Below are 19283 nucleotides of genomic sequence, written 5' to 3' on the forward strand. Positions count from 1 at the left end.
TGAAAATTAATGAGAGTGTCTTGGAAGATTATTTTGGTTGACTACACGCATGTATAAAGTTGCTGGCTCTAAACAACCACCAGTAGATAGTTGACCTACCATGTTGCGATACATTTCTTGCCAAGGGGTTTGAGATGCAGAGACAGTGGGTTTCCATTCTTGACGGCGTTTTTCTAACTCCTCATCAGAAATGAGTACATTGACTGAACGATTGTTCAAATCAATGCGTAGACGGTCATTGGTTTTTAATAAAGCAATTCCACCGCCCACAGCTGCTTCGGGTGACATATTTAAAATAGAAGGGCTGGCAGATGTCCCACTTTGACGGCCATCTCCTAAGCAAGGCAGTGAGTCAATTCCTTTTTTAATTAACTCTGCTGGTGGGGCCATATTTACAACTTCCGCACTGCCCGGATAACCGACCGTACCTGCACCTCGAATCACCAAAATACAACGTTCATCAATTTCTAAAGCTGGGTCATTAATTCGTGCGTGATAGTCTTCGGGACCTTCAAACACAATTGCTTTTGCTTCAAAACTATTTTCACTATTTGGGTCAGATAAATACGTTTTCTTAAATGCTTCACCCACGACTGACATTTTCATAATGGCACTGTCAAAGAAATTGCCGCTAAGCACAATAAAACCCGCACCATGTTTAAGTGGTTGTTCATATGGGAAAATGACATCTGCATTTGAGGTTTTTGCATTTTTAGCAATTTCACCTATTGTTTTCCCGCTGACCGATGCACAGTCTTCATGTAAAACACCTGATTTTTGTAATTCATGCATAACAGCTGGAACACCGCCAGCGCGGTGAAAACCTTCACCCAAATATTTACCTGCAGGCATACAGTTCACAATTAATGGAATATTTTCTCCCACGCGTTGCCAGTCTTCCAAGCTCAGCTCAATGCCCATATGACGAGCAATTGCAATTAAATGAGGAGGGCAGTTACTTGATGCGCCTAAGGCCGACGCTACAGCAATAGCATTTTCAAATGATTGTTTGTTCATGATTTTAGATGGGCGTAAATCTTCTAAAACCATTTCGCAAATTCTTTTGCCAGTCATATAAGCCATCTGCCCACGCTCGCGATACGGCGCAGGAATGCTTGCACATGTAGGTAAAGACATCCCTAAAGCTTCTGCCAAGGCATTCATTGAAAGTGCAGTTCCCATGGTGTTGCAATGACCAACCGAAGGTGATGCCGAAGTCGTCATTTCCATGAAGCCTTCATAATCAATTTCACCTGTTGCGAGTAAATTGCGTGCATGCCAGAGCACTGTACCTGAGCCAATTAACTCGCCTTTGAAATGGCCATCTAGCATTGGACCACCAGATAAAACAATGGCAGGTAAATCTGTAGTCGCGGCTGCCATTAAGCAGGCAGGTGTGGTTTTATCACAGCCCGTTGTTAGCACCACACCATCAAGCGGATAACCATGCAATATTTCAACTAAACCTAAATAAGCTAAATTCCGGTCGAGTGCAGCAGTCGGACGGCGCGACTGTTCAGCAATTGGATGAACTGGAAACTCCATCGGAATACCACCAGCATCACGAATACCTGCTTTCACGCGTTCAGCAAGTTCTTTGTGATGACGGTTGCATGGGGTCAAATCACTACCAGTTTGTGCAATTCCAATAATAGGACGACCCGACTGTAACTCGGCACGGGTCAACCCATAGTTCATATAACGTTCAACATAGAGCGCTGTCATGTCAGCATGTGTAGGATCATCAAACCATTCTTGGCTACGTAAAAAAATCCGTTTATCTTGATCATTCATTTTTAGATCCTTTCACTCATACTTTTTGAAATTTAATTTTTTTCACGAGATGAATATTACAATTCAACTGATCGATAATACGTGAAAATTATAGTAATTCACGTTGCTTTAAATTACGTATCAAAGCATTTATTCCAAAATTCCACGGTGTGGCTTTGTCGCTGGTCATGACCGTGTTGTATAGAGTGCCGAGTTTTGGTGAATGAATGCGAACGACATCGCCGACCTTATGCGTAAACCCTGCGCCAGCTTGTTCCCGATCTTGAGTAGGTGCAAATAGAGTTCCCAAGAACAATACAAAACCATCTGGATATTGATGATTTTCATTGAGTGTTTGCTGGATTAAATCTTCTGGGTCACGGCTGATTTGTGACATAGAGCTAATGCCGTTCAGTACAAAGTTATCTGTACCATGAATTTGCAATTCAACATCGCAAGCGCGGATATCATCTAGACTAAATGTATGGTCAAAAAGGCGAATAAATGGGCCAATTGCACAAGAGGCATTGTTATCTTTGGCTTTACTTAAGAGCAAAGCACTACGGCCTTCAAAGTCTCGTAAATTAACGTCATTGCCTAAAGTTGCCCCTAAAATTTTACCGTGGCTATTTGCAACCAATACGACTTCAGGTTCTGGATTATTCCACTCAGACTTCGGGTGAATACCAATATTTTGACCCGTCCCCACAGCAGCTAAAACAGGTGCTTTGGTAAAAATTTCTGCATCTATTCCAATACCCACTTCAAGATATTGAGACCACATGTTTTGTTCAATTAAATATTCTTTCAGTTGTAGTGCTTTTTCTGAACCTGGTTCGATTGTTTTTAAATTATCACCAATTACATTCTGTACAACTTCACGGATGGACTGAGCTTTTTGTGCATCACCACCAGCTTGTTCTTCAATCACTCGCTCTAACATGCTTGCTGCAAAAGTGACACCAGCCGCTTTAATCACTTGCAAATCAATTGGGGCTAAAAAATATGCTTTATTTGTATCTGGTTCAGCCACTGTATTTGCAAATAATTCATCAATTGAACCAACTAATCTTCCTTCAATTTCAGATAAGGCTTTTAAAGGATCTGGGTGTTCGACCAACTCGGAAATCGTATTGAACTTTTCTGAAATATCAAAAACCTGATCACCTTTTAAAATAATAGGAGATGGGCCAGAAATTTGATTTGGGATCCATGCGCGGCCAATTAAACATCCTTGGGTAGCATCATCTGGTAATGAGTTCTGGGAATTTAAAGTAACATTCATTTAAAGCATCCTTCTTTTATTTGAAATCATGATATGTTTCTTATTTAATAAACACCAATCGTAATAATTTAATTATTAATAACGAATAGTTATCGAAAAGGATTTTTATAAATGGCTGATTTGACGTATTCAAGCTTAAATAATTGGTTTAAATTCAAACATTTGGTTTTATTGGAGACTTTGGCTCGAACCAATAATATGCATTTGGCTGCCGAGCAGATGAATCTAAGCCAACCTGCAGTGAGTAAAATGCTAAAAGAAATTGAAAGCTTGCTTGGCTTTCCTGTTTTTGAGCGGTTGCCTCGAAATATGCCAGTAACTGCTTTGGGCGAGCACGTGATTCGATATGCACAGCGTGTTTTGAATGATGCAAAGCATTTTGTTGAAGATATTGAAATTTTACGATTGGGTGGTCATGGTTTTTTAAAAGTAGGCGGTATCTTTGCAGCAACCGCAGTGGTGATTCCCAACTCAATTATTGAAATTAAGAAAAAATGGCCGTTACTTTCTATAGATGTTGTTGAGCAAACCAGTGACCATTTAATGGAAATGTTAAGCGAACATACTTTAGATTTAGCCATAGGCCGTTTTACCGATGTCACCCAAAGTCAGTTTTTTGATTTCCAACCTTTAGGACCAGAGCCGTTTTGTATTGTTGTGAATAGTGAGCATCCATGTGCTAAGAAAAAGTTTTGTACATTAGAAGAATTACTCAACTGGCCGTGGGTACTTTACCCTAAAGGCACCCCAATTCGAGAGCGCATGGAAGGTGCATTTGCCCGAGCAAAAGTCAAAATACCTTTAAATACGGTGAACACAATGTCTATGCAAACTTTTTTGCAGATATTAAAAGGCGCGCCCATGGTCGGAATGTTGCCAGAAGCGATGGTGATTGATCAGGTAAAAGAAGGGCAATTGCAGATTTTAGAAACAGATTTAATTTTAGATGCCCAAGATTATGGAATATTGACACGTAAAGATGAGCCAGTTTCTGACATTGCAGCTGCGTTTATTAATATCTTACTTAAAAATGCAAAACGTAAGTAAAGCAACAAGCCCTAAATCATAAAAGTATTTGGGGCTTTTTATTTAAAAAATAAGAAAAATAGCAGGTTATTTCTGGGTAATATCCTTATAAAACTGATATTAAAAAGTTATCAATATTTAGAAATTATTCATTGGAAATTATTACAAGGACTCCTTATCGTTTAATTCACGATGATTAAAAAATTTTTAAGTGAATAAAAATTAGGAAAGGATCCCTGTATGAATGTACTAATCACTGGCGGAACTGGTTTTATTGGAAAACAAATTGCGAAAGAGATTTTAAAAACCGGTAGCTTAGCTTTAGATGGCGGTCAACCTAAACCGATCAATAAAATTATTCTTTTTGATGCATTTGCTGGTGAAGATTTACCGCAAGACCCAAAAATTGAAGTCATTGTAGGTGATATTATCGATAAAACTACTGTTGAAAATATTACAGACAATATTGATGTGGTATGGCACTTGGCAGCCGTGGTGAGTTCAGCAGCGGAGGCTGATTTTGATTTAGGAATGGACGTTAACCTCTATGGACTCTTAAATTTATTAGAAGAATTAAGAAAAAAACAGACACGGCCTCGCGTCATTTTTGCTAGTGGTTGCGCTGTATTTGGCGGTCAATTGCCAGAGGTGGTGACAGACGAGACAGTAGTTACGCCAAAGTCTTCTTACGGCATGCAAAAAGCGGTAGGAGAGTTGCTCGTTTCGGATTATTCAAGAAAAGGCTTTATTGATGGACGCATTTTAAGGTTACCGACCATTGTGGTTCGTCCCGGTAAACCAAATAAAGCAGCCTCTACCTTTTTTAGCTCAATCATTCGTGAACCGCTAAAAGGGGAAACAGCAGTTTGCCCAGTACAGTCAGATACACCCGTTTTTATTACTTCCCCACGGCGCTGCGTTGAATCGATGATTAAGGCCGCCACAATTTCGACAGATGTACTTCAAGATAATCGAATTATTCCCTTACCGGGATTAACTGTCACTGTTAAACAAATGCTTGAAGCACTTGAAAAAGTTGCAGGCAAACAAGCCGCTGATTTAGTGCAATGGCAAGAAGATAAAACCATTCAACGTATTGTCCAAAGTTGGCCTATTCAAGTGAAAGCTGAATATGCCGAATCTTTAGGTTTCCAGGCAGATGAGAATTTTGAAAGCGTCATTCAGGCACATATAGAAGATACCCAAAATTAATGGCAGTGATCGCCAGTTGATGTGAGAGTTATTATGGAAGATATCAAGAATGTAACTGCTCTCGAAGAGCAGACAATTAAACGTGTTTCGAGTCGAATTATCCCGTTTCTCATTATTTTATTCATTATGGCATTTCTAGACAGAACCAATATTGGTTTTGCTGCACTACATATGAATGATGCCATTGGAATTACTCAAACCATTTTTGGTTTAGGTGCGGGCGTATTTTTCCTTGGTTATTTTATTGCAGAGGTGCCGAGTAATATTTTACTGCATCGGTTTGGGGCACGTATCTGGATTGCCCGAATCATGATTACTTGGGGCATTATTGCTGGACTCATGGGGTTCATCCATAGTGGCACACAGTTTATAGTTTTACGGTTTTTGCTCGGTATTGCCGAAGCGGGTTTCTTTCCGGGTGTTATCTTTTATTTAACTTTATGGTTTCCTGCAAAATATCGTGCTCGTGTTTTTGCCACGTTCTATCTTGGATTGCCAATTGCTCAAATTATTGGAGCACCAATTTCGGTAGGCCTTATGCAATGGGGCAATACCATTGGCTATGAAGGCTGGCGTTTGATGTATATTCTTGAAGGTATTCCTTCAATTATTTTAGGATTAATCTGTCTAAAATATTTAACCAATAATCCTAAAGAAGCTCAGTGGTTAACGGCTGAACAGCGTCAATGGTTAATGACCACGTTAGAGCGCGAAGAAAGAGAAAAAGAACAATCTACAGAAGCTGCTTTAACAAAAAAAGAAATGATTAAACAAGTGTTTAAAAATCCATTGGTTTGGATTATGGCAGTTGTTTACTTTGGCATTACGTCCGGTTCAAATGCAATGTTCTTCTTCTTGCCTAGTGTTTTAGAGTCATTCCGTAACACATTTGGTATGCAAATAAGCCTAGTTCAAAATGGGTTACTCACTGCAATTCCATATGCATTTGCAGCTGTCGGGATGGTTTTATGGAGCCGCCGTTCTGACCGTAAACAAGAACGTTATAAACATGGTGCTTGTGCCGCACTCATGGCTGCTTCTGCAATTGCTATTGCTTTAATCGTGAATCAACCTTGGGCAATTATTGTTGGTTTTATTTTTCTTGCGATTGGCGTGTTTAGTGCAATTAATATTTTCTGGACCATTCCCGGTCAGACTTTAACAGGTGTGGGAGCAGCAGCGGGAATTGGGTTAATTAACTCAGTCGGCAACTTAAGTGGTTTTACTGGTCCGTATTTAACAGGATATTTATATACAACTACAGGAACCTATACGGTCGCATTCCTGACAATTGCAGGATTTGTGGCGATGGGTGGTTTAGGGTTGCTTCTATTGGCAAAGTTAAAATCAAATAGCTTAAAAGCAGAGCAACAACAATTCAAAGTTCGAACTGCTACGGAGTTAAAATAATGGCGACCATCGGATTTGTTGGTACAGGCATTATGGGAATGCCGATGGCATTGAATTTATTAAAAGCAGGCCATCAAGTTAAGGTTTGGAACAGAACTCCATCTAAAGCAGATTCTTTAAAACAGGCTGGTGCAGAAGTTTGCAGTCAACTCGAGCAAGTCGGAAAAGATGTAGAGTTTCTGATTTGCATGCTCAGTGATGGAAAAACCTGTGATGAAATTTTGTTTAAAGAACATGGTGCAGTTTCGCAGCTAAAACCAGAAAGCACCGTGATTGTTATGAGTTCTATACCCGTTGAAGTTGCACAAAAGCAAAGTGAAAAATGCAAAGAGCTATCGCTGAGGTATTTAGATGCTCCGGTGTCTGGAGGTGAAAAAGGTGCCCAAAACGCCAGTTTAGCCATTATGGTAGGTGGTGAACTTGCTACCTTCACACAGGCTGAGACTATTTTAAAAGCGATGGGCCGACCAATTTTGGTAGGCGCTGCCGGCTGTGGCGAGCTTGCTAAATTAGTCAATCAAATGATTGTGGCAACCACTATTGCAACAGTAAGTGAGGGCTTATTGCTTGCGAGTAAAGCAGGGGCTGACCCCGTGAAATTGAAACAGGCATTAACAGGTGGTTTTGCTGACTCTCCAATTTTACAACAACATGGCGAACGGATATTAACGCGAAATTTCAAACCGGGAGGCACTGCTCGAACCCAATACAAAGATATAGATACAGCCATTACCTATGCCAAATCACTAGAGTTGAATTTACCGATTGCTGAATTGGTCAATCAATTATTTCAAAACATGGTTGGGGCTGGAGACGGTGAGCTTGATCACTCTGGTTTAATTCGTGAGTTAGAGCGGATGAATCATTTAGCTCTATAACCTTTTATAAAAACACTACAAATGGTCGAGTAATTAAAATATTCAATTACTCACCAACCATTTGTGGTGTTTTTACACTTAAATAATGCTCAAAAAGTTAAGCTATTCTGTTCTTTTACGAAATTGGATTGGCGTCATTCCAGTCCATTTCTTAAAAGCCCGTGTGAAATTTGTAGGCTGGATATAGCCTAGATAAAGAGCAATCTCTTGTATTTCCATATCACTATTGAGTAATAAGTTTTCAGCTTCTTTTTGTTGTGCTTCTTCAAGTAATTGCACATATGAAGAGCCGACTTGGCTTAAGTGGCGCCGTAATGTTCGGCTAGTCATATTTAAGCGATCAGCAATTTCATCAAATGAAGGATAACCCAACTGTGGTTTTAAATTTAATTCTGCTTTTACGGTCAGGCATATATCTTTAATTTGTTCGGAAAAGCGGAGTTGCTCAGCTTCACATTGGGCTAGAGCTTGTTTGAAAGCAATTGGATCTGCCATTTTAATAGGTAAATCTAGAAGCTGTTTTTTATACCGAATTTGATTAGTCGGTTGATTAAAATGAATGGAAGGTAATAAATGTTGATAAGCTTTGTGGTAGCTAGGTTCTGACCAGTCCACCCATAATTCAATATCAGCTAAATCATGTTCTCTTAAAAATTGACCAGCTTGAATCACACCAATCATCAAACACTCATAAAAAAAACGTCTTAGCGTTTCTGCTTGTGCGGCTTGATTGCTGACAACAGGGTGAGTTTCTTTAATTTCAATAATAGAAAATTTATGCTCATCCAGCAGGGCAATACGATAATCTTTTAAGCGCATGTTAAAGAATTGCGTTGAAACCTCAATGGCTTGACGTAAATTGGGGCTGCTCATTAAGGCGTATCCCATCGGGCCATGAGCAGTTAAACGCAGTTTTATTCCATATTCATATCCCAAGCCAGAATCTTTCGACAATAACAAGCTTTCCCACGCCAGTTTAGACCATTGCATAGGGGTAATTCGGGCGTCTAATTGGTCTAAAAGTGTTAAGGGAATTTTACTTTTTTTCAAAATTTCAAGCGCAGAAAACCCTTTGTCTACCATAATTTCTAATAATAAATGAGCATAAGAAATAGGAATGCTGGCTTTGGATAGCCCATAAGGATCCTTCATATTCTTTTTTTGTTGTGGCCGAAAATGATTATCAGTATGTCTGATCTACATCTCACGCTCAAGTTAAAACTTCGGAATAATCAATTTATTCTATTTTGAGCAAGAATTATGAGCCTACCTATTCCACGAGCCTCATCTCGCGTTGTGATTACAGGTGCTTCATCGGGCATTGGTGAAGAGTTAGCAAAACAGTTCGCTTTACGAGGCTATTCCTTAGTTTTAGTCGCTCGCCGTGTCGAAAAATTAGAAGCACTGGCTGAAAAACTAAAAGTTGAATATCAAATATCTGTAGATTTATATCCATGTGATTTGGGAGATAGACAAGCTAGAGCTAAGTTTCGTCAGTATTTAGAAGGTATTGAGGTTTCCATTCTTTGTAATAACGCAGGTTTTGCAACTTTTGGACGTCTTCAAGAGTTAGATGCAGATCGAGAGCGTGAAGAAGTCGAAGTCAATAGTGTGGCAATTCACGACCTGACTTTAGCCGTGTTGCCACAAATGCTCAAACGAAAATCTGGAGCAATACTGATTGTAGGCTCTACTTCTGGTCATCAACCGACTCCGGCAAATGCCACATATGCGGCAACTAAAGCATTTGCAAACTCATTTGCAGAGTCTTTGCATAGCGAACTAAGTGGTACAGGCGTGACCTGTACTTTACTTGCTCCGGGTCCTACTAAAACAGGTTTTAATGAAGTTGCTGGAATTACCAAAATTGATGGAGTCGGTGGAAATTTTGTTTGGGTAACAGCAGAACGAGTAGCTAAAGAAGCGATTCAAGGCATGGATTGCAATCGCCGTATTGTGATTCCCGGTTTTATTGCGCAGGCGCAAACTTTTGGGGGACGTTATACCCCGCGCATCATCTTGCTCCCAATTCTGAAACAAGTATTTTCGAGATTAAAGTCATGAGACAGCTCATCAATGATTTAAGTGTTCCAGTGGGCTTAGCCAATCTTGGCAATAAGCTGTATCACAATGCGCAGTATTTAACGGCTGTTGTTGAAGTGGATGAAAAAGCGATGGCTCGTTGGTTACCGTCTGGGATGACACTGGTTCAACCTGCAAGAGCTGATTTGTTCTGTGCTTATTTCCCAGAAAACGTCTATACGGGTACTTACCATGAAGCGGGTTTATTCGTTCATATTAAAGTAGGCAATAAAACAGGAATCTTTTGTCCTTGGATGATTTTGGACGATGATCGCGCCATGATTATTGGACGTGAGTTGCTTGGCTATCCTAAAAAGATGGGTGAGATTAGTTGGGAAAATGACGGCAAACGTATTGTTAGCAATGCCTCACGCCGCGGTACAACGCTCATTGAAATGGAGGCTAAGCTTGGTGAAGTCATTGATGATGCACCTCCAATTTTAGGGCTACCACATCGTAATATCACAGGTGGATTGGGCCTTGGTTTACCACGAGAGGTTCGATTTACTCCGAAAGAACATCCACTTGAAGTCCGTCGTGTAGAAATGAACTTACGTTTTACGGGTACTGTAAATGATCCTTTACACGATATGGGACTAGGTAAAGTCATTGAGGCAAGATTGCATCGAGTTGATTTATCGGGTGGGTTAATTCCTCCAATTCAAATACCTCGTCTACGCACGCCGTTATTTTTATTGCGCCAATTTAATCCTCGCGTTTTATAACTGGAGAATAAAGATGAATGCGTTCTTTAAGTCAAAACAAACACAAGATTTTTCTAAAATCTCGGCTTCAATTGATATTCCTGTAAGAACAATGGATTTTACTTTTCCGGATGAAATTCCTGAGTTCTGGTTTGATAACAATGCCTTACTTACAATGTTGTTGACTGCATTATCGAGCGCATTTCCAGATGGTGAACGTCAATTTATTCATAGTGTACGTAATTATCAGGCAAAAATTGAAGATCCTGTTCTGCTTAAACAAGTCCGTGCTTTTATTGGTCAAGAAGCACATCACGGTAAAGAACATGACGTGCTCAATGCTGTCATGCTGAAAAAGGGTTATCCCGTAGACCGAATTTATAAGCGCTTTAAAAAGATGAATCGCTTGATGCAAGAGCAATTCTCTACAGCTCATCAGCTTGCTTGCACGGTATGTATGGAACACCTCACAGCAATTCTAGCTGACTATTTTATTAGCACCGCGCCTCAAGATTTAGAGTTGTTTAATACACATGTCAGAAAAATCTGGGCATGGCATGCGATTGAGGAAACAGAACATAAAGCTGTAGCTTTTGATGTGTATCAGTCTTTGGTCAATAGGCCTTATTTCTTGCGATTGGTCATGATAGAAACCACGCTTTCTTTTCTTGTCATTACCACCAGAGGAACAACCGAACTGTTACGAGCTTCGGGCAAACAACGAGATTTAAAAGAACTTTATCAAGGTCTTCGTTATTTGTTTGGAAAACAAGGTTTAGTTAGACGGATTGGCAGACATTATCTCGACTTTTTCTCCGCAGATTTTCACCCTTGGCAGCATGACAATCGGGACATGATGAACTTATTAAAAAAACAATATTTCAATGAAGAGCTGCTGAAATAATCAAAAGTTGGTGCTTGTGCAGTACTCACAGAACAAACAATTTTAGGAATAATTACCATGGCACAGTCTACATCTACAAGTTCTCCGTTACAGCAACCATTAAAATTGGCATGTGGCATAACCATACCCAACCGTATTGCAAAGTCGGCTATGAGTGAACAATTGGCTGATCGACACGGCTCACCCACTACAGACTTACAGCAACTCTATGCAGCATGGGCAAGGGGTGGAACTGGGTTGTTAGTTACGGGCAATGTGATGATTGACCATCGTGCTTTTGTTGAGCCACGAAATGTCGTTTTGCAAGATGAGCAATTTTTACAAGCAAATAAGTTATGGGCTCAGGCTGCTAAGGCCAATGGCAGCAAAATTATTATGCAGATTAACCATCCGGGTCGTGTTGCGGTTTTGCCACTTTTGAAAAAGCCGATCGCGCCCTCAGCAGTCGGGCTTGATTTACCTGCTATGAATATTATTCGTATTCCACGAGCGATGACTGAAGCAGATATTTTAGAGCAAATTAAACGCTTTGCTACAACCGCAGAGCTTGCTGTTAAAGCAGGGTTTGATGGCGTACAGGTTCATGCCGCACATGGTTATTTACTCTCGCAATTTTTGTCACCCCTCTCAAATGTTCGAACAGATGGGTGGGGTGGCAGTCCTGAAAATCGACGCCGTATGTTGATTGAAACGGTTCGAGCTGTACGAGCTGCAATAGGCAAAGACAAAATATTAAGCGTAAAACTCAACTCTGCCGATTTTCAAAAGGGCGGCTTAAGTCAGGAAGAGTCTCTACAAATTGCATTAGCTTTAGAAGCAGGAGGGATCGACCTATTAGAGATTTCAGGCGGGAATTATGAATCTCCTGCACAGTTAGGCTATGCACCAGATCGTTCTGCTCAACGTGATGCATATTTTATTGACTATGCCACCGCACTTCGCAAACAAAGCAAATTACCACTGATGTTAACAGGTGGGCTGCGAGATGTAGATTTTATGAACCATATTGTTGCCAATGGTACGGTCGATTTGGTTGGATTGGCTCGGCCTTTTGCAATACAACCAGATTTAGCCAAACAACTGTTAGCCGGAAAATCGGTATTAAAACCAGCAAAAATTCCAGCCATTGGATACAAACCAGTAGATGCCTATTTGCAACTCGCTTGGCATGCTTCGCAATTTCGCCGTATTAGCAGTGGGCAACAACCCAAAGCGATTAAGGGCTTAGTGCGAACATTGATTGCCTTTGGTCCACGTATGGGCTTTAACATTCTGACTCAGGATTAATGGGAAGCGCTTTTGATATATAAGGATTTATTATCATGAATAGTTTAATCAGACAAAACCATGTGATTGTTCCGCGGCGTCCTGTATTTAATTTTACTGAAACGCCAACGCATTGGATTTATGACGATCCAATAGTTTCTCAAATATTAAATTCAATTAACCCGATTACACCTGCACCAGAACGTTGGTTTTGTCAGACGTTTAGAGATGCATTGCCTTACATTAAAGATGAAAAAATTAAAGAGGCAGCAATTGCTTTCATTAAACAAGAGGGTGCTCATAGTTATGGGCACACTCTTGGAACACGGCACATAGAGGCCTTAGGGATTGATTTAAGTCGTTATACCAAGATGACGAATTGGATATTTAATGACATGATTGGCCCGAAACCATTAGGCTATGAATTGAAGCATCCACGCTTAAAGTCGATGTGGTTAACGACCCGATTGGCAATGGTGGCTGCTGCCGAACATCTAACTGGAGTGTTAGGACATTGGGTTCTCAATGCAGAGGGACTACAACAAGCACCTGTCGATGTAGAAATGTTACGTTTATTGCAATGGCACGGAGCTGAAGAGGTAGAGCACCGTGAAGTAGCCGATGCAATGTTTAGATATTTTTAGCAATAGCAATGTACTTCGGGCTGGGGCGGCAGTTGTCACGTTCCCGCTATTTATTGTTTTGGCTTATGTTGCTGTCGAAAATCTAGTAGAGCAAGATGCGCAATTACCACATCGTTTTCGTTTCAAAGATTATTTCAGAGCAGCTCGACAAGACCGTGTTCCTCGTGCTGATTATGTGCTGCGCGCATGCTTACGTTATTTTAACCCTAAACATAGTCCACTAAATGAAGGCTCAACGGAACAAGCACTGACATATTTAAATAATATGCCTGAGTTCAAATGATTTTCTAGAGAAAGATAGAAAATGAATCCAATATCGCAAACAGAACTTGAAAAACTAGATATTTCTTATCTTGAACATTTTGATAAAGCTCGTTTATCAACACATCCTTTAACACGATTAAATAGTGTAAGAGAGGCGGCTTTAAAATTAAGAGAAGATATATTGGCTGGAAATACGGTAAGTTACTATCAAACTATAGATCTTATTCGTGTACCTTACCCAACAAAATATGGGCTACTAAATGCATGTTCTGCTTTAACACCATTCATGCATATTCTTAATCGACTTTTTATAGTGCGATTCAAGACCTCAAGTGGATTAAAAACTTTACTATTTTCTCCATCAGATGTAGACGCAAATAGGGAAACACCATACTTTAAACGATTGGAGCAAACTGCTCCCAATTGGCTTAGAGATTATGTTTCTCCATATGTAGCTCCACTCTATAATCGGGTTGAGGATGCTTTGGCCCAAGTAGGAATTCTTCCTGAAGAGATTGATTATATTTCTTATGACCATTTGCATACTCAAGATTTACGTAAATGGTTAGGTACAAATAATTCAATAGGGCTTTTCCCAAATGCTAAGCTATTGGTCATGCATCAAGAATGGTGTTCAACCTTACAGCTTTTACCACCTCAAAAAGATTGGTACTGCCCTCATGGGATTAGTGGGATTGATCTTAGTAAAGTAATTTTATTAAAAAAATCTGTTTTATTGGGAGAGGGGGTCGCTCTTATTAGTTCTCCTGGCCATACCGAAGGTAATCACTCACTAGTAGTTAATACGCCTATAGGAATATTAGTTTCAAGTGAAAATGGTGTTTGTGCCGATAGTTACTCTCCTCAAAATTCTAATATTCCTGGTGTACGTGCATACGCAAAAGCGACAGGTATGGAAGTAATTTTAAATGGGAACACACTTGAAGGGGGACTTGATCAATACATCTCGATGGTAATGGAAAAGACAATCGCTGGCTCATGTTACCAAAACGAAGATTTCTATAATTTTGTACCTTCTTCAGAAATGACAGCATATTGGGCACTTCCTGGTTTAAAACCGACTTTTAGTTTTGGTGCTTTAAAATTTGGTGAAATCTTACAAAAGTGAGCCTCGTAAGTAATACCAAATAGAATTATAACTCCAAAAAACTGTAATCTTTACATTTCTAAAAAAGGTTACAGTTTTCAAAATCATGTCTTTTTAATGCTGTAATTCCCCTAATCTTCTTAAAATCTTGCACCTTTATAAACCCCTCTTAAACAATCATTTATTCATTATTTATTCTTACTTTTTAATGATCTAATTTAAAACAAATGTGATTTTTTGTGCTTGACTGCTAAAGGGCAGAGCACTATCCTTTGCCTGCTGGCCTACATCGCCAGTCGGTTTTGACGGACCGTTATTTCAACCACATCAGGATTATTTCTTCTGAGGAATAGTTTTGTGTGCACACCTCGTTCCCTCCCGTAGCGGTAGGACGGGAGTGGGACACTTTCGAGTGTGCTGGAGTTGAAACCAGTCCGTCAACCCGCTTCCGTTCTGCCACCATAATTTAAAATGTCTGGCAGAACTCCCAATAGAAGGAGTTGGCTTTGCACATTCATTTTTTCTTGGCAGTCTTTGCCAAAAGCTATAACGACACAACTTAAACTTTTAAAGCAGTTTGATCGCCATTAGGCTTATCGGACTTTAATTCGTCACGACCAAAAACTTAGCAACAATAAAACTTGAGATGTGCCAAGCACAGTCTTTATGGCTTTGCTATGCCTTTTTTTCTCCTAGAAAAGTATCTCTTTTAGAAACAACAAGAATTTATAAAGGTAAAACTATGCCAACTTTAGAAACATCTTCCAAAAAATTACAGGTAATTCATACCGCCATAGAGCTGTTTAATATCTATGGGTTTCACAATACGGGCGTGGACTTAATTGCCAGAGAATCCAAAATTCCTAAAGCTACTTTTTATAACTATTTTCACTCAAAAGAGCGGCTTGTTGAGAGGTGCGTATCTTTTCAAAAAAGCCGATTGAAAGAAGAAGTGCTGGCAATTATTTACTCAAGCCGTTACCGAGCCTCAAGCGATAAAATCAAAGAGATTATTGTTTTACATGTCAATTTTAATAGTCTGTACTATCTATTACTTAAAGCCATTTTTGAAATTAAACAGATTTACTCTCAGGCCTACCACATGGCAATTGAATATAGAAAATGGTTAGTTCGAGAGCTTTTTGATCTGGTTTTTAGTTTGGAAAACTGCCCGTTAAAACCTGATGCTAATATGGTTTTAAACTTAATTGATGGCTTGATGTTCCAGATTTTAAGCTCAAAAAGTTTGGACGAGAGGGATGTGGTGGTGGAGAGGTTTTTTGGGTAATATTTGACAATGCTTAATTCTAAATTTTACTAACTAAAGATTAGAGATTAATTTAAAGTTATAACTGTAGATCATTAAAACTAAACAAATAATGAGGGGATTTTAATGCAAGATGTGAGGACTGGCTTATTAATACTTGAAAATAAAGAAGTTGAGAATATAGCTGAGATCTATTCTTTTGAACAAATTAGAGAAATACTTGTTTTTGCTCTAACAGATAGGACTTCTGAATATTGGACTATATTAGCTCTAAACCTATTGAGTAAAAAATCCGAGTATATTTCTGATGAAATAATCTTAATGCTTAAAGAAATAGTAGGCATGCCAAAAAAATATACACAAAAAACCAGACATGAGGCATTAAAAATATTTAAAAAACAAAATGGAAATACTAATTAGGTGATTTATATGAATTGAATTTTTCAAAGAATATAGTAGTTAATTTAACATAGGAATGGCTATGTATAGATTGGATATACCGCAGTGGAAATTATGATTGAGCCCTCAGTTCCTAGAACCAAATCTCCATTTTTTATTATTGCTAAAAATTTCTTTATTTTTGGATTGCTTTGGATTTTATCTTTATTCTTGTATGGTATTTTTGAATATGATTCATATTTTTCCATATTTATTTATCTAATTAGTTTCTATGCTACTTATTTTTTTGGTTATTTAATATCTAAACCTATTGTTTTAGACCTTGACTCTAACACACTTAATCGAGTTAAGTTTTTAAGCCTTATATTTTTTACTCTTTATTATGTAATAGTACCTCTACGGTGCTTTCTATTTGATATTCATAATGATTTATATGGTTTTAGACTTGTTTTTGGTTTCGTTTTTCCGTTCTGGACACTAACCCCAATTTTTATCACTAATCTGAAGAATAAGTTTTATATTTATTTATGTGTCTTGCTATGTGCTCTAGAAGTAATTTTTGGGATATTGTTTTTTAAAATGAGTGAGTCTGAATTTTACAAGATACCTCTATCGGTAGGGATGTTCGTAGGTTCTCTTATATTTGCATTAACTTTTCCTTGGTATTTATCTTGGCTAAGAGAAATAGACATCAATAAATGGGTTTTACCATTCTTTTTTAAGGAAGATAGATTTATATCTAAACTAATATCATGGGTAGCAATAGGACTCGGTTGTTTCTTTATGTTTTTCTTCTATCTTTGCTTCTAAAAAAGGAGTACCTATGAGATCTTTACATCAAGTAGCAGCTAGTGAAATAGCGGTAGTACCTTACTATCTCAAAGGCTATCATCAACATGGTTTGCAATATGATTCTCAAAGAGATTCTAGAGCTCAACCATTAGGTGCGCAATGCGCAAACTGCCATACCATTCTATGGATCACAGGACGTAGCGATCCTATTTTATTTAAAGAAGTAAATAATCAAGAATCCTATGATGATCAACATAAACGCTTTTTACGTTCATTGCCTCTATGCCCAAATTGTCATCAACAGATTTATGATTTATTTGTTCATAATACGACATTAACTAGATTTGAAGATGGCAGTCCATATCCGAAATATCCAGAAGAATATTATGGTGTTGACGAAGAAATGTCTGCACCAGTGAAAGACAAAGCCGTGTGGTGGTATGGCGATCAAGCTGAAGCTAAAAGACTGAATTTGAAATTTTTATAATATTTTTAAATATACGCTTGATAATCAATAAACTATTACTTGTGAAGATTTTGCACATAGTCGAATTAAAGGTTTTTGTAAGACCAGAGGCACAATGACATGAATTTGTATTCAATACCTGCTGATTTTATTGATGAAAAAGTGAACCTTTCATGGTGTGATATCAAATGGGGCTATGAAAATAATCTTCTCACTTCAGAAATACCAATAAAAAAAGCAGAGAATAGTTTATTAACGGAAAACTATACTAACGCTGAACTTGAATTGTCATTCCTTATCCCGAGTGAATCAAATGACATCACTCTTTTTATTAATGAACTATGTCCTAACTTTAAAGAAGATGAATATGAGAACATCAGTCAAAAATGGTTATATGTAATTCTTAGTTGGCTCTGGATTAATAGAGAAAACTTTGAAGATCCATTAGATGAGGTGGAAAGTATTTATACAGATTTTGATTGTCCAGCCGAAATGGATAGTTTTATTAAATATATGCCTCCTACTGATGGATACGATCCCTCGTTGTATTCTTATGCAGAAAATATTAATCGCTTAATGAAGAATTGGGAGAGCTATTTGCAAAAGAGTGCTGAAAAGTATAAGTGAAGCACTATGCGAACTATGAAGCTTAAGAATATTAAGCAAATTTTTTAAATACTGGAGTACTATCAAATGCTACAAGATATTGGGAATCAGTATCCAAATGGCGCAATTAATAAAGAAATTATTGAAAATTTTGCAGCTACCTTAGAAGTTACATTTCCACCAGAATATGTTGAACTTATTTCTCAACATGATGGAATTTATCCTGAAATTTCTAGCTTTGATTATGTTGACACTGATGGTGAACTAAATATCAGTACAGTAGAGTTGGGAGGATACTTGCATGAACCTCGAATAGAAGGAATGCAATTTCCCGAAGGTGCTGATGATTATGACGGAAAATTAATTAGCTTTGGATCGACACCTGGTGGAAATTTTATTTGTTTTGATTACAGATTTCCTTGGATAAAAAATCAACCTAAGATTGTGCTTGTTTTACACGATGAATTCTATGATTTTGGAATGAATGAGGGTAAAAGAAAGATTCTGTACCTAGCAGATAATTTTGAAAATTTTATTAATGCTTTACATGAATTTATTGAGTATTAGCAATCTACGATAGTTTTTTAATTTTTTAAATAATACTTTATTTAACAGTGCTCAATAGTTGAAAAATAGTGGTTTGGAGACAGAGCGATTGGTAAATTAAATATTAAAGGTTACTAATGATTTTATATGTTTGTAGTTATGTAGTAAGAACTCCATTTTTTTCAGCGAAAAGAATAGATTTAAAAGAAATGGGTTGGGAAAAATTATCAAATATAATTAAGAACGTTTTTTCTTTTGGAGGTAGTGTCATTATTCATAAGACAGACGCAGATTATTCTGAAGAGTATGAGCGACTAGCATATAGTGATATTGATAGCTACAGCATGGTTTGTGACTCTAGATATGGTTATTTATTTGGATGCAGTATTAGTGAAAATGAGGAATATCCGGCGGGTACGTATTTACGTCTTATAAACAGAAAAGCTAAAAATCCTGATGAGATTTATATTTTTGAGCCCCATGAAGATGAGTGGCAAGCGAAATATGTTAATCAAGATTTAGAATTAGCCTTAAATTTATTTAAAGATATTTATGAATATGGCGAATTATCATTTGAGTCAAAAATTATGTTTGAGTAGTTAATTAGAGTTTTAGTCAATATTTAATGTTAAGAAAATTAGCTCCTTCATG

The 19283-nt window shown here is 38.0% G+C and carries 19 protein-coding genes and 1 pseudogene; 17 read left to right on the forward strand and 3 right to left on the reverse strand.

Going from position 1 to position 19283, the window contains the following annotated elements; all coding sequences use genetic code 11:
* Positions 1 to 6 precede the first annotated feature (6 nt).
* On the reverse strand, positions 7 to 1794 hold the full coding sequence (locus RMB13_RS09425; protein ID WP_080027181.1) for an IlvD/Edd family dehydratase: 1788 nt from the start codon (positions 1792 to 1794) through the stop codon (positions 7 to 9).
* Between the two features lie 88 nt (positions 1795 to 1882).
* Complete coding sequence (locus tag RMB13_RS09430; protein WP_080027180.1) at positions 1883 to 3058, reverse strand: fumarylacetoacetate hydrolase family protein; 1176 nt, start codon at positions 3056 to 3058, stop codon at positions 1883 to 1885.
* A gap of 111 nt (positions 3059 to 3169) precedes the next feature.
* Between RMB13_RS09430 and RMB13_RS09435 the strand changes: the two genes are divergently transcribed.
* From RMB13_RS09435 to RMB13_RS09450, 4 genes are all read left to right on the forward strand, one after another.
* The gene (locus tag RMB13_RS09435; RefSeq protein ID WP_311085108.1) at positions 3170 to 4105 is read left to right on the forward strand and encodes a LysR family transcriptional regulator; all 936 of its coding nucleotides are present in this window, start codon (positions 3170 to 3172) and stop codon (positions 4103 to 4105) included.
* Positions 4106 to 4324: 219 nt separating this feature from the next.
* A complete protein-coding gene (gene denD, locus RMB13_RS09440; protein ID WP_311085109.1) occupies positions 4325 to 5296 on the forward strand; it encodes a D-erythronate dehydrogenase in 972 nt (323 codons plus the stop codon).
* A gap of 33 nt (positions 5297 to 5329) precedes the next feature.
* Positions 5330 to 6706, forward strand: coding sequence for an MFS transporter (locus tag RMB13_RS09445; protein ID WP_132069630.1), 1377 nt, complete (start codon positions 5330 to 5332; stop codon positions 6704 to 6706).
* Positions 6706 to 7584, forward strand: coding sequence for an NAD(P)-dependent oxidoreductase (locus tag RMB13_RS09450; RefSeq protein WP_311085110.1), 879 nt, complete (start codon positions 6706 to 6708; stop codon positions 7582 to 7584). Before RMB13_RS09445 ends, RMB13_RS09450 begins: the two co-directional genes overlap by 1 nt.
* A gap of 102 nt (positions 7585 to 7686) precedes the next feature.
* On the opposite strand, the gene RMB13_RS09455 is transcribed toward RMB13_RS09450, so the two are convergent.
* A complete protein-coding gene (locus RMB13_RS09455) occupies positions 7687 to 8736 on the reverse strand; it encodes an AraC family transcriptional regulator ligand-binding domain-containing protein (RefSeq protein WP_311085111.1) in 1050 nt (349 codons plus the stop codon).
* Between the two features lie 108 nt (positions 8737 to 8844).
* Here RMB13_RS09455 and RMB13_RS09460 point away from each other — a divergent pair, with 108 nt between their 5' ends.
* The 13 genes and pseudogenes from RMB13_RS09460 (at position 8845) to RMB13_RS09520 (ending at position 19231) form a co-directional block, all read left to right on the forward strand.
* A complete protein-coding gene (locus RMB13_RS09460; protein ID WP_311085112.1) occupies positions 8845 to 9648 on the forward strand; it encodes an SDR family oxidoreductase in 804 nt (267 codons plus the stop codon).
* Entirely contained in the window at positions 9645 to 10391 is a 747-nt protein-coding gene (locus tag RMB13_RS09465; protein ID WP_311085113.1) for an acetoacetate decarboxylase family protein, read from the forward strand. Before RMB13_RS09460 ends, RMB13_RS09465 begins: the two co-directional genes overlap by 4 nt.
* Before the next feature lie 13 nt (positions 10392 to 10404).
* Positions 10405 to 11274, forward strand: a complete 870-nt coding sequence (locus tag RMB13_RS09470) for a metal-dependent hydrolase (RefSeq protein ID WP_311085114.1) — start codon at positions 10405 to 10407, stop codon at positions 11272 to 11274.
* A gap of 57 nt (positions 11275 to 11331) precedes the next feature.
* On the forward strand, positions 11332 to 12561 hold the full coding sequence (locus RMB13_RS09475) for an NADH:flavin oxidoreductase/NADH oxidase family protein (protein ID WP_311085115.1): 1230 nt from the start codon (positions 11332 to 11334) through the stop codon (positions 12559 to 12561).
* A 35-nt stretch (positions 12562 to 12596) separates the two neighbouring features.
* Positions 12597 to 13467 (forward strand): annotated as a pseudogene (locus tag RMB13_RS09480) (metal-dependent hydrolase).
* Positions 13468 to 13488: 21 nt separating this feature from the next.
* Positions 13489 to 14577, forward strand: a complete 1089-nt coding sequence (locus RMB13_RS09485) for a hypothetical protein (RefSeq protein ID WP_311085116.1) — start codon at positions 13489 to 13491, stop codon at positions 14575 to 14577.
* Positions 14578 to 15298: 721 nt separating this feature from the next.
* Positions 15299 to 15844 carry a TetR/AcrR family transcriptional regulator gene (locus tag RMB13_RS09490; RefSeq protein WP_311085117.1) on the forward strand — a complete coding sequence of 182 codons (546 nt, stop codon included), beginning with the start codon at positions 15299 to 15301 and terminating at the stop codon, positions 15842 to 15844.
* 105 nt (positions 15845 to 15949) lie between these two features.
* Positions 15950 to 16243, forward strand: coding sequence for a hypothetical protein (locus tag RMB13_RS09495; protein WP_209830857.1), 294 nt, complete (start codon positions 15950 to 15952; stop codon positions 16241 to 16243).
* Positions 16244 to 16336: 93 nt separating this feature from the next.
* A complete protein-coding gene (locus tag RMB13_RS09500; protein ID WP_409070789.1) occupies positions 16337 to 17032 on the forward strand; it encodes a hypothetical protein in 696 nt (231 codons plus the stop codon).
* Positions 17033 to 17045: 13 nt separating this feature from the next.
* Entirely contained in the window at positions 17046 to 17501 is a 456-nt protein-coding gene (locus tag RMB13_RS09505) for a hypothetical protein (RefSeq protein ID WP_311085119.1), read from the forward strand.
* Positions 17502 to 17600: 99 nt separating this feature from the next.
* The gene (locus RMB13_RS09510) at positions 17601 to 18107 is read left to right on the forward strand and encodes a DUF2247 family protein (RefSeq protein WP_311085120.1); all 507 of its coding nucleotides are present in this window, start codon (positions 17601 to 17603) and stop codon (positions 18105 to 18107) included.
* A 66-nt stretch (positions 18108 to 18173) separates the two neighbouring features.
* On the forward strand, positions 18174 to 18653 hold the full coding sequence (locus RMB13_RS09515) for an SMI1/KNR4 family protein (protein ID WP_311085121.1): 480 nt from the start codon (positions 18174 to 18176) through the stop codon (positions 18651 to 18653).
* A gap of 116 nt (positions 18654 to 18769) precedes the next feature.
* A complete protein-coding gene (locus RMB13_RS09520) occupies positions 18770 to 19231 on the forward strand; it encodes a hypothetical protein (protein WP_311085122.1) in 462 nt (153 codons plus the stop codon).
* The last annotated feature ends 52 nt before the right edge of the window (positions 19232 to 19283 follow it).

The sequence above is a fragment of the Acinetobacter sp. V102_4 genome, from assembly GCF_031799005.1.
GTDB classification, from domain to species: Bacteria; Pseudomonadota; Gammaproteobacteria; order Pseudomonadales; family Moraxellaceae; genus Acinetobacter; species Acinetobacter calcoaceticus.

Excerpts from the sequence above, each read along its gene's own strand:
- RMB13_RS09425 (WP_080027181.1), bottom strand. The coding sequence starts at position 1,794 with ATGAATGATCAAGATAAACGGATTTTTTTACGTAGCCAAGAATGGTTT.
- RMB13_RS09430 (WP_080027180.1), bottom strand. The coding sequence starts at position 3,058 with ATGAATGTTACTTTAAATTCCCAGAACTCATTACCAGATGATGCTACC.
- RMB13_RS09435 (WP_311085108.1), top strand. The coding sequence starts at position 3,170 with ATGGCTGATTTGACGTATTCAAGCTTAAATAATTGGTTTAAATTCAAA.
- denD (WP_311085109.1), top strand. The coding sequence starts at position 4,325 with ATGAATGTACTAATCACTGGCGGAACTGGTTTTATTGGAAAACAAATT.
- RMB13_RS09445 (WP_132069630.1), top strand. The coding sequence starts at position 5,330 with ATGGAAGATATCAAGAATGTAACTGCTCTCGAAGAGCAGACAATTAAA.
- RMB13_RS09450 (WP_311085110.1), top strand. The coding sequence starts at position 6,706 with ATGGCGACCATCGGATTTGTTGGTACAGGCATTATGGGAATGCCGATG.
- RMB13_RS09455 (WP_311085111.1), bottom strand. The coding sequence starts at position 8,736 with ATGAAGGATCCTTATGGGCTATCCAAAGCCAGCATTCCTATTTCTTAT.
- RMB13_RS09460 (WP_311085112.1), top strand. The coding sequence starts at position 8,845 with ATGAGCCTACCTATTCCACGAGCCTCATCTCGCGTTGTGATTACAGGT.
- RMB13_RS09465 (WP_311085113.1), top strand. The coding sequence starts at position 9,645 with ATGAGACAGCTCATCAATGATTTAAGTGTTCCAGTGGGCTTAGCCAAT.
- RMB13_RS09470 (WP_311085114.1), top strand. The coding sequence starts at position 10,405 with ATGAATGCGTTCTTTAAGTCAAAACAAACACAAGATTTTTCTAAAATC.
- RMB13_RS09475 (WP_311085115.1), top strand. The coding sequence starts at position 11,332 with ATGGCACAGTCTACATCTACAAGTTCTCCGTTACAGCAACCATTAAAA.
- RMB13_RS09485 (WP_311085116.1), top strand. The coding sequence starts at position 13,489 with ATGAATCCAATATCGCAAACAGAACTTGAAAAACTAGATATTTCTTAT.
- RMB13_RS09490 (WP_311085117.1), top strand. The coding sequence starts at position 15,299 with ATGCCAACTTTAGAAACATCTTCCAAAAAATTACAGGTAATTCATACC.
- RMB13_RS09495 (WP_209830857.1), top strand. The coding sequence starts at position 15,950 with ATGCAAGATGTGAGGACTGGCTTATTAATACTTGAAAATAAAGAAGTT.
- RMB13_RS09500 (WP_409070789.1), top strand. The coding sequence starts at position 16,337 with ATGATTGAGCCCTCAGTTCCTAGAACCAAATCTCCATTTTTTATTATT.
- RMB13_RS09505 (WP_311085119.1), top strand. The coding sequence starts at position 17,046 with ATGAGATCTTTACATCAAGTAGCAGCTAGTGAAATAGCGGTAGTACCT.
- RMB13_RS09510 (WP_311085120.1), top strand. The coding sequence starts at position 17,601 with ATGAATTTGTATTCAATACCTGCTGATTTTATTGATGAAAAAGTGAAC.
- RMB13_RS09515 (WP_311085121.1), top strand. The coding sequence starts at position 18,174 with ATGCTACAAGATATTGGGAATCAGTATCCAAATGGCGCAATTAATAAA.
- RMB13_RS09520 (WP_311085122.1), top strand. The coding sequence starts at position 18,770 with ATGATTTTATATGTTTGTAGTTATGTAGTAAGAACTCCATTTTTTTCA.